We start from the raw sequence: 13,156 nt of genomic DNA on the forward strand, positions 1-13,156 counted from the left end.
GTCAACGGTGAGTTTTGGGCCATCGTCAGTGATGAACCCACCGCCTTGCACACCTTCGAGGAATATAGTTTGCGCTTTGATATCGTAGCTTTAGCTTCCCGCAGGGTGGAGGCCTTCCTCGATGACCAGTCTCATGGCTGGAATCTCCAAAAATCCGAGATTCGCTCGGTTTGCGCCCTCTCTCGCCTTTGGTTCCTCTTGGCCGTCGCGACCCTCTATGTCACCGCCCAAGGGGTTGATGTCGTCGCTGCGGGCAAACGTCGCTGGGTTGACCCCATTGGTTTCGCGGCAATAGCTACTTTCGCATGGGTTGGGATTGGGTCAAAGCGGCTTTAGAGAACGGTTGGCAACTCATCCGTCACGTCCGTTTCACCCATAATCGCGATCCTGAACCCGCTATGGCATCTCGGAAACAGCATGAGCAACGCACTTATCGCATCGAGTTCAAAATACACACGTACTGCTATGTCGCCGATTATAGCGGTTCTCATTCGGATGAGGTGCAGTAGCAGTCCTTTGTAAACCAGTTGCGAATGTCTTCTAAAGAAACTTGAGCATAAGCCAATTCAATCGCTTCTTTTAAGGTTTGATAGGTGCGTGCGCCAAGGGCATTCAAATGATTTTTGACCTTCGACCAGAACGGCTCGATCGGTGAGAAATCCGGGGAATAGGGGGGCAAAAACACGAGTCGAGCACCCACCGCTTCAAGGGCCGCTTTCACCTCGTCCGTGGCTTTATGGGTACGACTATTATCGACAACCAGTACGGCCCCAGGCCAAAGCTTGGGGGCGACTCGACGGATGATATACGCCTCAAAGGTCAAGCCATCCATCGCCCCCCCGCCAACGGAGCCAACAGACCTCGCAAACTCAGGGCATTGGCGTACAACCGAACCATCGCGACATTGACCCCCGCCCCATCCATAAAGACTAAATTCTCCGGGGCAATGTCTCGAATCCTTTGCCAATACTCAACTCGGGCTTGTTGAACCCGAGGACTCTCCGCCTCGGTGGCGTGCAGCGATTTTTTTTACGCGTGAATCCTAACCCGTTCACCACCCGTCCCATCGTGGACCGACTGACCCGAATCGACGTGGCGGCGGCGAGTTGGTCACACAGTTCCGACAAGGTCGCATCATTATCCGCTTCCACTAAGGTCGCCACCAGGGCGATCTGTTCGGCCTTGAGTTTAGGTTGAGGTCCACCCCCGTGGGGCTTCGGCAGAATGTCTCCCGCTTCTCGAAGCCGCTTCAACAGCGTTTCCACAAAACTCGTCGCCACCCTAAACCGTTTCGCCACCTTCCGAACCGATACCCCCTCCATGATGTGAGCATCCATGATCTTTTCTCGAAGGTCAAGAGAGTAAGCTGTTGAGTATCTAAATTGCATAGTGGATTCTATAAAGCCCTTGCTGCAAGGATTTTATGGCGATCATGCCAGCGTATTTTAGATGACTAACAGCTTAGGCTTTCATGAGTCCTCCTACCGGAAATGCGATGGTCCAGCACGGCTCTGCATTTCCTCTATTACCTTGATCGTACCTCGCCCGAATGAACTCCGCTATAGTTGAGACTGAGATGATGAGAAGTCTACTGGGGTTAGGTTTCTAGTATCGAGCCTATCTCGTTTTTAGAGAAAACGATGGTGGCTCTAAATGGAAGAATGACAGCGTTTCTTAAGTTAGTAGAGCATCGGTCAACTTTGACACCTGTTATACAACCAGAATCCTGGCGGTTTAACAGTATCTCAACAGACTCAGAAACGCTGTCATTCATAGAAATGAGCCTACTGCTTGAAGGCGCTGGTTCCGGCGTATTTGGCTTTGCCGCCCAGTTCCTCTTCAATGCGAAGGAGTTGGTTGTATTTGGAGAGCCGCTCCCCTCGGCAGGGGGCACCGGATTTGATTTGTCCGGTCATCGCGCCCACGACGAGATCGGCGATGAAGTCGTCGGGGGTTTCGCCGGAGCGGTGGCTGACCATGCAGGTGTAGCCCGCCTCGTGGGACATTTTGATGGCGGCTAGGGTTTCGGTGATGGATCCGATTTGGTTCACCTTCACCAGGGTAGAGTTGCCCACGCCGTCTTGGATGGCCTTGGCGATAATGCTGGGGTTGGTGACAAAGGCATCGTCGCCCACCAGTTGGATGCGGCTACCGAGGCGCTGGGTCATCAGCTTCCAGCCCTCCCAGTCTTGCTCGCCCAGGCCGTCTTCGATGGAGACGATGGGGAACTGATCCACCCAGCTTTCCCAGAGGGCGATCATTTCGTCGGAGGATTTGCGGCTTTGGTCGGATTTGTAGAACAGGTAGCTGCCGTCCTCTTGGTAGAGTTCGCTAACGGCGGGGTCTAGGGCGATGGCGATGTCGGTGCCGGGGCGCAGTCCGGCCTTTTCGATGCCCTGCAAAATCACCTCAATGGCTTCCACGTTGCTCTTCAGGTTGGGGGCAAAGCCGCCTTCGTCGCCCACCCCGGTGCTGTAGCCCGCTTTGTTGAGGACGGATTTTAGGGCGTGGTAGACCTCGGCCCCGTAGCGCAGGGCTTCGGAAAAGCTGGGGGCACCCACGGGGGCAATCATGAATTCCTGGAAGTCCACACTGTTGTCGGCGTGGGCACCGCCGTTGATGATGTTGAAACAGGGCACGGGCAGCAGGGCAGAATCCGCACTGCCTAGGGAGACGTAGAGGGGCACCCCGGCGGAGGTAGCAGCGGCACGAGACACCGCCATGGACACGCCCAGGATGGCGTTAGCACCCAGGTTGCCTTTGTTTTCGGTGCCGTCCATCTCCAGCATCTTGCCATCCACGGCGGCGAGATCAGCGGCATCCATGCCCTTCACCGCAGGGGCAATGGTGTCGTTGACGTTGGCCACCGCTTTGAGGACACCCTTGCCGCCGTAGCGGGCCTTATCGCCATCCCGCAGCTCCACCGCTTCGCGAATGCCCGTGGACGCACCCGAAGGCACCGCCGCCCGACCCAGGGTACCGTCCTCCAGCACCACATCCACCTCAATCGTTGGATTACCGCGAGAATCTAGGATTTCTCTCCCATGTACCGACGCAATTGCAACCATGACTATTCCTCCATTGAGATTCAATCCAGTGAGATTCGAGGCCATTGCCCCAGGGGTCTAGACCTAGGGAGCGGCAACCCAGCGGGAAAACCTGTAGTATCCTACCGAGTTAAAGCCCTGAAATCGCGCACCCTTGGCAACGATTATCCGGTCGAGAGCCTTCCGGTCAAGCGTCTGCTTGGGGGAGACAGCCCAGATCGGCTCTCGGCACATCGCCTAGGTGGATAGTAGCGGAGATCGTTTCAGGGACCAGGAATGCTTACAATCCCCTAAGGATCGCAGCGGAACCTTTGTGAGCCTTGGACGTCTAGCCCCAGACTCCTAAACCCAAGCAGACTTAGAAATGTTGCCAACTCCTGACAAGCGCCCCTTGCCAGCCGCCCTTCCCCTAGGAGGTGGCGGAGAGAATACCCTGGCACTGGGGGCAAAGGCCGAAAAATTCTAGGGTGTGGTAGAAAATTTTGAACTGGTGAGTCTGGTGAAGCTGCTGCTCTAGGGCGTGGACGGGGCATTCATCAATGGCGATGGAGATACCGCACTGCAAACAGGTGAGGTGGTGGCGGTCTTCCTGGGGCAGACTATAGAGGGCTTCCCCGGAGGGCAAAGTCCGCATTTGCACCGCCCCCTCCAACTTCAGGGCATCTAGGGCGCGATAGATGGTGGCAAGGCCCAGAGTAGACCCCTCCTGCCGCATTTCAATATAGAGCGCTTGGGCCGAGATGGGTTGGCTCATGCCCTTGAGGGCCAACAAAATCTTCTCTTGACTGCGGGTGCGTCGCGCCATGCTTACTCATTCGTACTGGCCTTATTCTACCAACCCACGGATGGGGTAGGATGGGGCTGGTTCGCGATTTATTCGGTCGCAATCTGTTCAGTTCAGTCGGTGGCGGAGTCGGCCATGCCTCAGTATAGCGCTCGTATTTATGTCACCCTGCGTCCGTCGGTGCTCGATCCGGCGGGGACGGCGGTGCAGTCGGGTTTGGCCCACATGGGCTATACCAATGTTGATTCCATTCGCATCGGCAAGTACATCGAACTCAGCCTAGAAGCCACCGACGAAGCCGCCGCTAGCCAGCAAATCGACCGGATGTGTGATCAACTTTTGGCCAACCCCGTGATTGAAAATTATCGCTTTGAGTTGGAGATCCTAGCGGTTCCGGTCTAAGCCCGTCCACGTTAGCGACGTTCGTTGGCAACGGTTCTGGTTGAGATATCTGGGGATTTTCGATAGCGATCAGAAACTCATTAGAAAACTCGAAAGAGTCGTACATTGCTGCTCAGAGGTGCATTACTTCGCGTTGACGCTAGTCTCGCCTTGGCGTTATGCACTCTGCAACGCCCCCCATTCCCTTACCCCTTCACCCCGATGAAATTTGGCGTAATTGTTTTCCCTGGAGCCAACTGTGACCGTGATGTGGCCTACGTCACCCGCGATTTACTGGGTCAGCCGACCCGCATGGTTTGGCATGAGGACAGCGACCTCAGTGACCTGGATGTGGTAGTAGTGCCGGGGGGCTTTAGCTACGGCGACTATCTGCGCTGTGGGGCGATTGCTCGGTTTTCTCCGGCCATGCAGGCCACGGTGGCCCACGCCAACCAGGGCAAATGGGTGCTGGGGATTTGTAACGGCTTCCAAATTTTGACCGAGGTGGGCCTGCTACCCGGTGCCTTGGTGCGGAATCGGGATATGCAGTTTATCTGCGACCGGGTGCCCCTGCGGATTGAACGCACCACCTTGCCCTTTACCGAGGGCTACCGCCAGGGCCAAGTGATCACCCTACCCATTGCCCACGGCGAAGGCAGCTACTACGCCGATGCCGCCACTTTGGCGGAACTGGAGGAACATCAACAGGTCGTCTTGCGCTACTGCGATGCCCAGGGCAACGTCACCGATGGGGCCAATCCCAACGGGTCGCTCAACAATATTGCCGGAATCTGCAACCGCCAGGGCAATGTGCTCGGCCTGATGCCCCACCCCGAACGCGCCGCTGACGCCATCCTGGGCAGCACCGACGGGTTGGCCATGTTCCAAAGTCTGCTGCAAGCCCGCACCACTGTTATGGCTTAACTAAGCTACTACTAGGGGCGTAGCCTTGGCGTTGAAGTTGGCCTGAACCAAAGCATTCACGGCGGCTTCGGGATCGTTGACCCGGAACTGAGCCCCTAGGCGGACAAACTGGCGCTGCTGGCTGGTGCCGATAACCGCGATGACGGGCACACGGGCATACTTGGGATCTTCGCCCTGGTGGTTACGAAGGACGTTGCGCAGGCGGTGCTGTTGTTCGATGTCTCCGGCCAGCTTGGGATCCAGTTCTACCATCACCATCCGCACATCTTCGATGGGTTCGGCGTCGTCAATGATGAACTGCACCCGGTCGTCCCGACGGTCTACCTTGCCCCAAATCATCAGGCGTTTGTCAGCGACGATGTGTTGCTTGATCCGCTCGAAGGACTTGGGAAAGACGACAGATTCAGACTGTCCCGTGAGATCTTCAATCTGCACAATGGCCATCTGGTCACCTTTTTTGGTCATCACGGGCTTCACCGAAGACAGCAACACAATGGCGCTAAGGGTGACGTTATCGGGCTGTTCTCCCAGTTCCGCTAGGTTGATGGGGGCCAAAACGCGGGCCGGACGCTGCACGGATTTGAGCGGATGGTTGGAAATATAAAAGCCGAGGATTTCCTTTTCCTGGCGCAGTTTTTCTTGGTCTTCAAAGTCCGCTACCTTGGGGGCTTCCGGGATACCCTCATGGCCACCGGAGGCTGGGGTAGAGGCCGTTTCGCCCCCACCCAACATCATGTCAAATAGGTTGCCTTGGCCAATTTCGCGATCCTTCGCCCGTCCTTGCGCCCAGTCAATCACGAGCCCTAGGTGCTGCATCAACTGGTTGCGGTTGGGGTTGATTTTATCCAGCGCCCCCGCCAAAATCAGCGATTCTAAGGCCCGACGGTTGACGGCATGGAGGTCGATCCGGTCGCACAGTTCCGCCAGGGATTTGAACGGGCCGTCCTTCTCCCGCTCCTTAATCAGACACTCAATGGCCCCTAGGCCCACATTGCGCACTGCCGAGAGGCCAAATAAAATGTTGCGGTCTTCGGGGGTGAAGTCCACCAGAGAGCGGTTGATGTCTGGCGGCAGCACCTCAATGCCCATGGCGATGCAGTTGGCGATGTGCATCTGCACCTTGTCCTGGTCGCCGCTGTTGGAGGTCAGCAGCGCCGCCATGTATTCCACGGGGTAGTTGGCCTTGAGGTAGGCGGTTTGGAACGTCACAAACCCGTAGGCGGTGGAGTGGGATTTATTAAAGCAGTTCGAGGCCACCGTGCCATCGGCTAACAGAAAGTTGTGATCCTGGGCCACGCCGATATCGTAGACGGGCTGCACCCCCAAGGACTGACGGCTAACAATCTTCACCATAGCGGGCTTCTCCAACTCCATCTGTGGGCAGGCAACCGAGGCCCATGTGCCTAGGATAGCGCCAATGCCCCCGCCGTTCCAGATCCGGGGTTGGGCCTATCCCCTAACGACAGCCCAGACTATCGCGGGTGGGCACCTGGGTGATGGGGTTGGTGCCGTCGGCAATTTTGCAGAGTTGGGCGATTTGGAAGCGGTCGATAATCGCCCCAGAGAAGTCGGCCCCGGTAATTTTCACATCCCGAAAGCTGCTGCTGGTGAGCAGGGCATCGATAAAGCGGGCATTGGACAGATCGGCCTCGTCAAAAATCACCCGATCCGCGAAGGTTTCCGATAAATTCGCTGCCGTCAGGTTCGCCCGCACAAAGGAGGCTTTGGTTAAAATCGTGCGGCTAAGGTCGGCTTCGGCAAAGTTGGCCTCCCGCATTTCTGCCGCCGCAAAGGAGGTGCCAGAGAGGTTCTGTCCGGCAAAGTCTCGAAAACTGAGGTCGGTGAGGGTATAGTCCACCGTGTTGTCCTGGGCCAGGGCCACCGAGGATCCCCCCAGCCCGCCCAGCACCAGCACCAGCCCCGCCAGCACCACCGCCACCAGCCTTGACACCACAGAAATCATCGGCTTACTTCCTCACACGCAGATAACCCTATTATCAACCGAGGGTTATCTCAATCGCAAAGGAACTTGTGGCGGGTTACAGCAGTTCCCTAGTTCTCGTGACGCCATGGTGCCCCCCGATTTTGCCCATGATCGTTTCCCCTCAACGGCCCAGGTAGTCCAAAATGCCCCTGGCGATGCCGTCGGCGATTTGGTTGACGGCGGCAGGATTGCGAAACCGAGCCGCATCCTCTGCCCCGGTGACGAAGCCCGTTTCCACCAGCACGGCGGGCATCGAAGTGTGGCGCAGCACATAAAATCGAGCCTGCCGTACACCCCGATCTCGCATATCGGTATTACTCAGAACACGGTTGTGGATGCTGCGGGCTAGCCGTTCGCCGCTGGCCAGGTAGTAGGTTTCTAGGCCATTCACCTCTGGGCGAGACATGCTGATGGCGTTGGCGTGGATGCTGACAAACACATCGGCCCTCGCTTGGTTCGCGAATTGGGCACGGGCATCGAGATCCACCCACTGATCGCCCTGGCGGGTCATCAATACGGTCAACCCAGCCTCCTGCAAGCGCTGCTGCACCCGGTTGGAGATGGTGGTGTTGATTTGTTTTTCCTGAATGCCGCCGATGCCCACTGCCCCAGGGTCGCGTCCACCGTGGCCGGGGTCAATCACCACAATGGTTTGGCCACGGGGCACATTGGGAATTACTGGAGTGGCCGCCGCCGCCGGAGCCGCCGCCGCCATAATCGTGGCCGGAAGGTTGGCCGCCGCTAAGGACTGGCGCACTTCCTCGGCCCGCTGCCGTTCTCGAAATATCCCCACCTGCACGACGTTTTGACCCTCCACCGTGGTGCGAAAGGCTTCGGGTTCCACATTGCGCACCTGTTGCAGGGTGTCGGGGCTGCTGATCGGCACAATCACCCGAAAGTGGCTGGCGTTGGAGGGGGGAGGGGCCGGGTTAGAAATGGGGGTGGCGTTGGGGGGCGGAGTGGAGATGGGCGTGGTGGGCGTGGTGGCCCCACCAGAAGCAGAGACCACCTGGGCTGGGAGTCGCGCTGCCACCAGACGTTGCCGCAGTTCCTCCGCCCGCTGCTGGTCTTGGAAGACACCCGCCTGCACCACCGCCTCGCCGTTGAGGGTTGTCCGAAAGGCCGAGGGCTCCACCGCCCGCACCTGGGGCAGTGTGGCGGGGCCAGTCACGGGCACAATGACCCGAAACTGGCCGCTCTGGGCGTTCCTTTGGGCGATACCTGGGGCGTTCCCAGACGAATTAGCGGCGGGGGGCGTCACACCGGGGTTGGGGCGCACCACCACCGTGGGCAGGTTGGGCTGGCTGGGCGGGGGCACGTTAACACCGCCAGAGGGACTCGTCGTGGGAGGGGTAATTGGTCGGGTGGTTGAGGGGTTGACTGGGGGCGGATTGAGGGGCGCAGAGGGAGCGGGCGGCGTGGCGGAACTGGTGGGGGTCGGATTGAGGGGGGCACTCAGGGCCGGGGCTTCCGTTGCCGAGAGCGGTGACAGAGGGGCCGTGGCCACTACCACGTTGGTGAGGGGGGCATCGTGGGTGACGTAGATGTGGCCCGTGGGTTGGCCATTGAAGAGGCGGCGGGTGAGTTGCCAGCCCGGATTAAGCTGGATGCGTAACAGCCCATCGGCACGGCCCTGGGTACGGCCAATTTCGATGGGAGCCAGACTGCGATCCCGGTTGTGGCGGGCCAGCAGCACTAGGTCATCCTGGCGCTGGGCAATTTCCAGGCGATACTGAACTCCCAAATCCTCGCTGTTGATGCGCACCGAATAGCCATTGCTGTCGGTTTTGCGGTCACAGGATCCCACAAAATCGAAATTCAGCAGCAGCGGATCGACCACCGTGGGGCCGCCTTCCTGGGCCTGCTCCTGCCAGCACTGGCGACGGTTGGGCACCTGCTCCAAAATCAGCAGGTTATACAGCGCCCCATTGCGGATGGGCGTGGCTACGGGAATCACCAAATTGGGGTCAATGGGCTGTTGGCCAAAGGTATTGGCCGAGGCCGTAGCGGGGGTAACGAGTCCGGCCAAGGCGGCGGCAACGGTCGCCGCTAAGGGCACCAGGGAACGGGTCAGAAGAGCCATAACGGAGGTGTGAGTGTGTGAGCGAACGCGGAGGATGGGCTCGGTAATGCCGAGGGTAGACCTGAGCCGCTTATCCTATCTCAGATTGTCAGGGCTAACCCTACCATGGCCGTATCCTAGTGTCGCAGTTTACCGATTGTCCTTGCGTAGGGGAAATCGGTTAGGGGCGAGGTTGCTGCGTCTTTAGGGAATGGGGAGTGGGGAACTGGGTGACCAACAAAAAGCCGACCCGTGGGGATCGGCGACGAGGGTAGGGCGAGGAGACCTCGCCCCTACGGTGGTTAGGTTTAGCCTAGGGTTTGAGCTGGCGGAAGCTGGTGTAGGCCCGCTCTGGGTGGTAGATGTGGCAACGACCTGCAATGGTTTTCATCAGATCCCAGGAGAAGCGGGTTTCCTTCATCAGTGGCCCCCACTGTTCCTTCAGAGAAGCGTAGGCAGGCCGCAGATTGTAGGACGGAATGCCAACTGAAACATGGTGGGGAACATGGACGTTGATGTCGTGGCACAGCACCTCAACCCACTTGGGATAATCGCAGTGGAGGGTGCCGCCCAGTTGAGCTTCTACTTCGTTCCAGGTGGCAGCGGGGCGAAACTGAATTTCGGGGATAGTGTGGTGTACCAGGGTGAAGGTGCTCATCCAGAAGTGGTAGCCCAGCCAAGGCATCAGCCAGTATTTGACGATGCCCCAAGGCCCAGCCACGGCCCATAGGGTGGGGAAGAAGAGGGCCGAGAAAATAACTACGGCGGCAATGGAACGGCTCACTTTGGCCCGGTCACGGGGGTCAAAGTTGTTGAGGTTAAAGTGCAGCACGGCCCAGTGAGCCACGGAGGCCAGCCACCACAACCAGCCTCGCATCCCTTGGTAGACCACCTTCATGAAGCCGCTGGCCTCGGTGTATTCTTGCTCCGTCCAGGGCGTCCAGGCGTTGTCGATATCCAGATTGTTGGTGTTGCGGTGGTGGATATCGTGCAGTAGCCGCCAGCTATGGAAGGGGTAGATCAGCGGCAGCATGGTCAGATGCCCCACCAGATTATTCACCCAGCGACGGTTAGAGAAAGAACGGTGGCCGCAGTCGTGGCCGATGACAAAGAACCCGGTCAGTGCCGTGCCCGTCAAAAACCAGGTGATGGGTAGCAGAAACCAAGGTGAAAAATAGATAGCGGTGTAGCCCGCAATGACCGCCGCTACGGTGAGGGCTACGGAGGCCCAAGCTTTGCGGGGATCTTTCTGAAAATAAATTTTGGGAATGCTTTGGACAACCTGCTTCAGGGTCAGGTCTTGATAGGAAATTACATCCGCTTGGGAAACGGAAGGCTCAGCAGTAGCAGTCAAAGAACGGTCTCCACGAAATGAACAAGGCTAGGCAACTTTGCAGAACAACTTTGCAGAACACAAATTTGCCAAAAAAAATCTGTTCTTCCCTCGTCGGAAAAGAACAGTGCATACGCCGGATGGCCAAGCAGTACGGGGAGAGCACGACTGAATGGAAGCCGCTGCGAGCGTGACTGTAGAGCACCTGGCGGAGCAAGAAGACACCAAATGAGAGCACTTAGTATTCCTTCACACTTATACCATGTTGCACCGAGGTCGCCCACCCCTTTAGCGATGACCCTTGCGTTCTATGAACGATTCTTCCCAGAGTCTAAGGGGGTAGGGGAAAATAAATGTAGTCTGAGCTACCTTTCAGTAAAGACTAGGGACGGTGGGATCTAAGGCAACCGCTGGCCCAGCCTAGGGCGTCTACACTATTCCGTCTCTCTCGTAACCCAATTCCCGACTTGGGGAGGCTGCTGCCATGGATGTTCAACAGTTTTTGCACGAGTACAACCGAGGAGACCGCAATTTTTCAGGGGTGCGGCTGCATCGGGTCGATCTACGAGGGGTCAAGCTGAGCGGTATTGACCTGCAAGGGGCCGATCTCTCCCAGGTGGCTCTGGATGGTGCTGACCTCTCCCGCGCCAACCTGGAGCGGGCCAACCTCTCCGATGCCGACCTAACCGGAACCGACCTGAGTGGGGCCAACCTGAAGCACACGAACTTGATCGGAGCCGACCTACGGCGGGCCAGCCTAGTGGGAGCCGACCTCCGCCAAGCTGACCTCCGCACCGCCAATCTAGAGCAGGCTGATCTACGGGGGGCGATTCTGTGCGAGGTCAACCTGAGTGGAGCCAACCTCACCCATGCCAACTTGGTGAGCGCCTGGGTGGAAGATACCCACCTGACAGAGGCGGAACTGGGCGGGGCCAACCTCAATCTGCTGCGCCACTGCGGCATCAATGCGCCTCCCACCGGAGAATCCCGCTGGATTTCCTGGGGGATTCATTAGGTGTATTAGAATCTGGATTTCTATTGCAGGACGGAGTGATGCCAAATCTGGGCTAGAAAACCCCGATTCCCAGTCCGGCAAACCCTAGGGGCGAAGTCTCCTCGTTCGCTGATACCGGGGGTAAGCCAGTCGGATTTAGGATGACGTGATCTAGGGCACAACGAAGCCTCACATCGATCACCCTAGCACCACCGAAAAAATCACAGGGGGCCAAGCAGGGGAGTCACAGTAAAAAAACAGCCCAGGGCCGATAGTAGGGATAACAATCAGAGTTCCCTCCCTTCCGACCATGAATACGACCACCCGTCCCCTCACCGCCATTGTTGACCAAATCTTTGCGGATCGTCGCATCACCCGTCAGGTGCAGCAGGACTTGATGCAAACCTTGCTGGGCAAAGCCCACATCAGCAGCCAGGAACAAGCTCTGGCCCAGCGGGTGTTTGAGGCCATCCAGCAGGGGCGTCTGCGGGTGGTGGACTAGGTCAGCAGCCTATCGATAAACATTGAGTGATCTAGGGTTTCCTTGGCCGAGCGGCGAGTCCATCGGGTTTCGCCCTGGACTGTGGCATAAAGGTAGGCTCTGGCTTCGGTGGGAAGAACGGATTCCGTGAATTCTGTCCCCTCCACGCAGGCCGACCGGAGGGAGGCTTCGCCGAGGTGGGCGCGGGTGAGGTCGGCGCAGGAGAGGTTGACTTGGTCGAGGTTGCCGTGCCACATCACGGCCCCCGTGAGGTTCGCGTTATGGAGATTGGCCCCCACCATGGAGACGCCGCGCATGGTGGTGTGGGAAAGGTTGGCGGCACTGAGGTTGGCGTGATCGAGGTTGGCCCCGTTCAGCTTGGCGTCCTTGAGGTTCACCCCTGACAGATCCAGACCACTGAGGTCAACGCCGTTCAACCAGGCCCCCTCCAGGTTGACGGCAGCAAGGCAGGTGCGATCAAGGTCGGCCCCGCTGAGCCGAACCCCGGTGAGGTGGGCCCAGGCTAGGTTGGCTTCCCGCAGATTGGCCCCCCGCAGGTTGGCCCCACTCAGGTTGACGCCACACAGGTTGGCCCCCCGCAGGTTGGCATTGCGCAGGTTGACGTAACACAGATCCGCACCGCTCAGTTGGGCGTTGTAGAGGTCGGCCTGTACCAAAAACGCACCCCGCAGGCTGGCCTTGGTAAGGTCGGCCCCGACGAGGCTGGCTTTACTCATTTTGGCAAAGCTAAAATTCGCCCAATTGGCCTTAGCGCCATCGAGGATCGCCTGGGTCAAAAAAGAACGGCTGAGGTTGGCTCCCTTGAGGCTAGAACGACTGAGGTTCACCTCCACCAAAATGTGATGGGCCAGATCAACCCCAGCCAACTGAATACCCACGAAATCGCGGTAGCCAGCTTCGTAGAGTTCGAGAAAGTACTGGATATTCATAGTACTACGGTGGTAAGTCCTAGCGGCACCGGACTCACGAAGGGTGGTGGTGGGCACGGTTTTTTCCAAATGAGGACAGCGAACAGAGAATCGGTGGCGTACCGTTGCCCTTGGGGGCATCACTGTCGGGCAACAAGGGCTTGAGCATAGCTAAACGTTTCGCTGACGATTCAACAAGCAGAATCAAGAAATGTTAATGAGTGTTTAAAAGAGTTA

General features: G+C 58.0%; 11 protein-coding genes and 2 pseudogenes. 5 read left to right on the forward strand and 8 right to left on the reverse strand.

Going from position 1 to position 13,156, the window contains the following annotated elements:
- A pseudogene (locus H6G62_RS27925) lies at positions 1–336 on the forward strand (hypothetical protein); the annotation flags it as partial.
- Positions 337–487: 151 nt separating this feature from the next.
- Here the strand turns inward: H6G62_RS27925 and H6G62_RS15935 are convergent.
- From H6G62_RS15935 to H6G62_RS15945, 3 genes and pseudogenes are all read right to left on the reverse strand, one after another.
- A pseudogene (locus H6G62_RS15935) lies at positions 488–1,388 on the reverse strand (transposase).
- 396 nt (positions 1,389–1,784) lie between these two features.
- Positions 1,785–3,068 carry a phosphopyruvate hydratase gene (eno, locus tag H6G62_RS15940; protein WP_190496893.1) on the reverse strand — a complete coding sequence of 428 codons (1,284 nt, stop codon included), beginning with the start codon at positions 3,066–3,068 and terminating at the stop codon, positions 1,785–1,787.
- Positions 3,069–3,456: 388 nt separating this feature from the next.
- Positions 3,457–3,852 carry a Fur family transcriptional regulator gene (locus H6G62_RS15945; RefSeq protein ID WP_190496895.1) on the reverse strand — a complete coding sequence of 132 codons (396 nt, stop codon included), beginning with the start codon at positions 3,850–3,852 and terminating at the stop codon, positions 3,457–3,459.
- A 114-nt stretch (positions 3,853–3,966) separates the two neighbouring features.
- Here H6G62_RS15945 and purS point away from each other — a divergent pair, with 114 nt between their 5' ends.
- Entirely contained in the window at positions 3,967–4,233 is a 267-nt protein-coding gene (purS, locus tag H6G62_RS15950) for a phosphoribosylformylglycinamidine synthase subunit PurS (protein ID WP_190496896.1), read from the forward strand.
- A gap of 201 nt (positions 4,234–4,434) precedes the next feature.
- Positions 4,435–5,136 carry a phosphoribosylformylglycinamidine synthase subunit PurQ gene (gene purQ / locus H6G62_RS15955; protein ID WP_190496898.1) on the forward strand — a complete coding sequence of 234 codons (702 nt, stop codon included), beginning with the start codon at positions 4,435–4,437 and terminating at the stop codon, positions 5,134–5,136.
- Here the strand turns inward: purQ and H6G62_RS15960 are convergent, their stop codons facing one another.
- The 4 genes from H6G62_RS15960 to H6G62_RS15980 all read right to left on the reverse strand — a co-directional run bounded on the left by H6G62_RS15960 (position 5,137) and on the right by H6G62_RS15980 (position 10,536).
- Positions 5,137–6,489 (reverse strand): OB-fold nucleic acid binding domain-containing protein, encoded by a 1,353-nt coding sequence (locus tag H6G62_RS15960; RefSeq protein ID WP_190496901.1) that lies wholly within the window; start codon positions 6,487–6,489, stop codon positions 5,137–5,139.
- Positions 6,490–6,592: 103 nt separating this feature from the next.
- Positions 6,593–7,099 (reverse strand): pentapeptide repeat-containing protein, encoded by a 507-nt coding sequence (locus H6G62_RS15965; RefSeq protein WP_190496903.1) that lies wholly within the window; start codon positions 7,097–7,099, stop codon positions 6,593–6,595.
- Positions 7,100–7,241: 142 nt separating this feature from the next.
- The gene (locus H6G62_RS27395; protein WP_199325033.1) at positions 7,242–9,203 is read right to left on the reverse strand and encodes a DUF3747 domain-containing protein; all 1,962 of its coding nucleotides are present in this window, start codon (positions 9,201–9,203) and stop codon (positions 7,242–7,244) included.
- A gap of 292 nt (positions 9,204–9,495) precedes the next feature.
- Complete coding sequence (locus tag H6G62_RS15980) at positions 9,496–10,536, reverse strand: fatty acid desaturase (RefSeq protein WP_190496905.1); 1,041 nt, start codon at positions 10,534–10,536, stop codon at positions 9,496–9,498.
- 463 nt (positions 10,537–10,999) lie between these two features.
- Between H6G62_RS15980 and H6G62_RS15985 the strand changes: the two genes are divergently transcribed.
- Both H6G62_RS15985 and H6G62_RS15990 read left to right on the forward strand, forming a co-directional pair.
- Positions 11,000–11,530, forward strand: a complete 531-nt coding sequence (locus tag H6G62_RS15985) for a pentapeptide repeat-containing protein (protein ID WP_190496907.1) — start codon at positions 11,000–11,002, stop codon at positions 11,528–11,530.
- Positions 11,531–11,819: 289 nt separating this feature from the next.
- Positions 11,820–12,011 carry a hypothetical protein gene (locus H6G62_RS15990; protein WP_190496909.1) on the forward strand — a complete coding sequence of 64 codons (192 nt, stop codon included), beginning with the start codon at positions 11,820–11,822 and terminating at the stop codon, positions 12,009–12,011.
- On the opposite strand, the gene H6G62_RS15995 is transcribed toward H6G62_RS15990, so the two are convergent.
- Positions 12,008–12,997, reverse strand: coding sequence for a pentapeptide repeat-containing protein (locus tag H6G62_RS15995; RefSeq protein ID WP_347239364.1), 990 nt, complete (start codon positions 12,995–12,997; stop codon positions 12,008–12,010). The two genes, H6G62_RS15990 and H6G62_RS15995, sit on opposite strands and share 4 nt — an antisense overlap.
- Positions 12,998–13,156 lie beyond the last annotated feature (159 nt).

The organism is Phormidium sp. FACHB-1136 (assembly GCF_014697375.1).
Taxonomy (GTDB): Bacteria; Cyanobacteriota; Cyanobacteriia; order Phormidesmidales; family Phormidesmidaceae; genus Nodosilinea.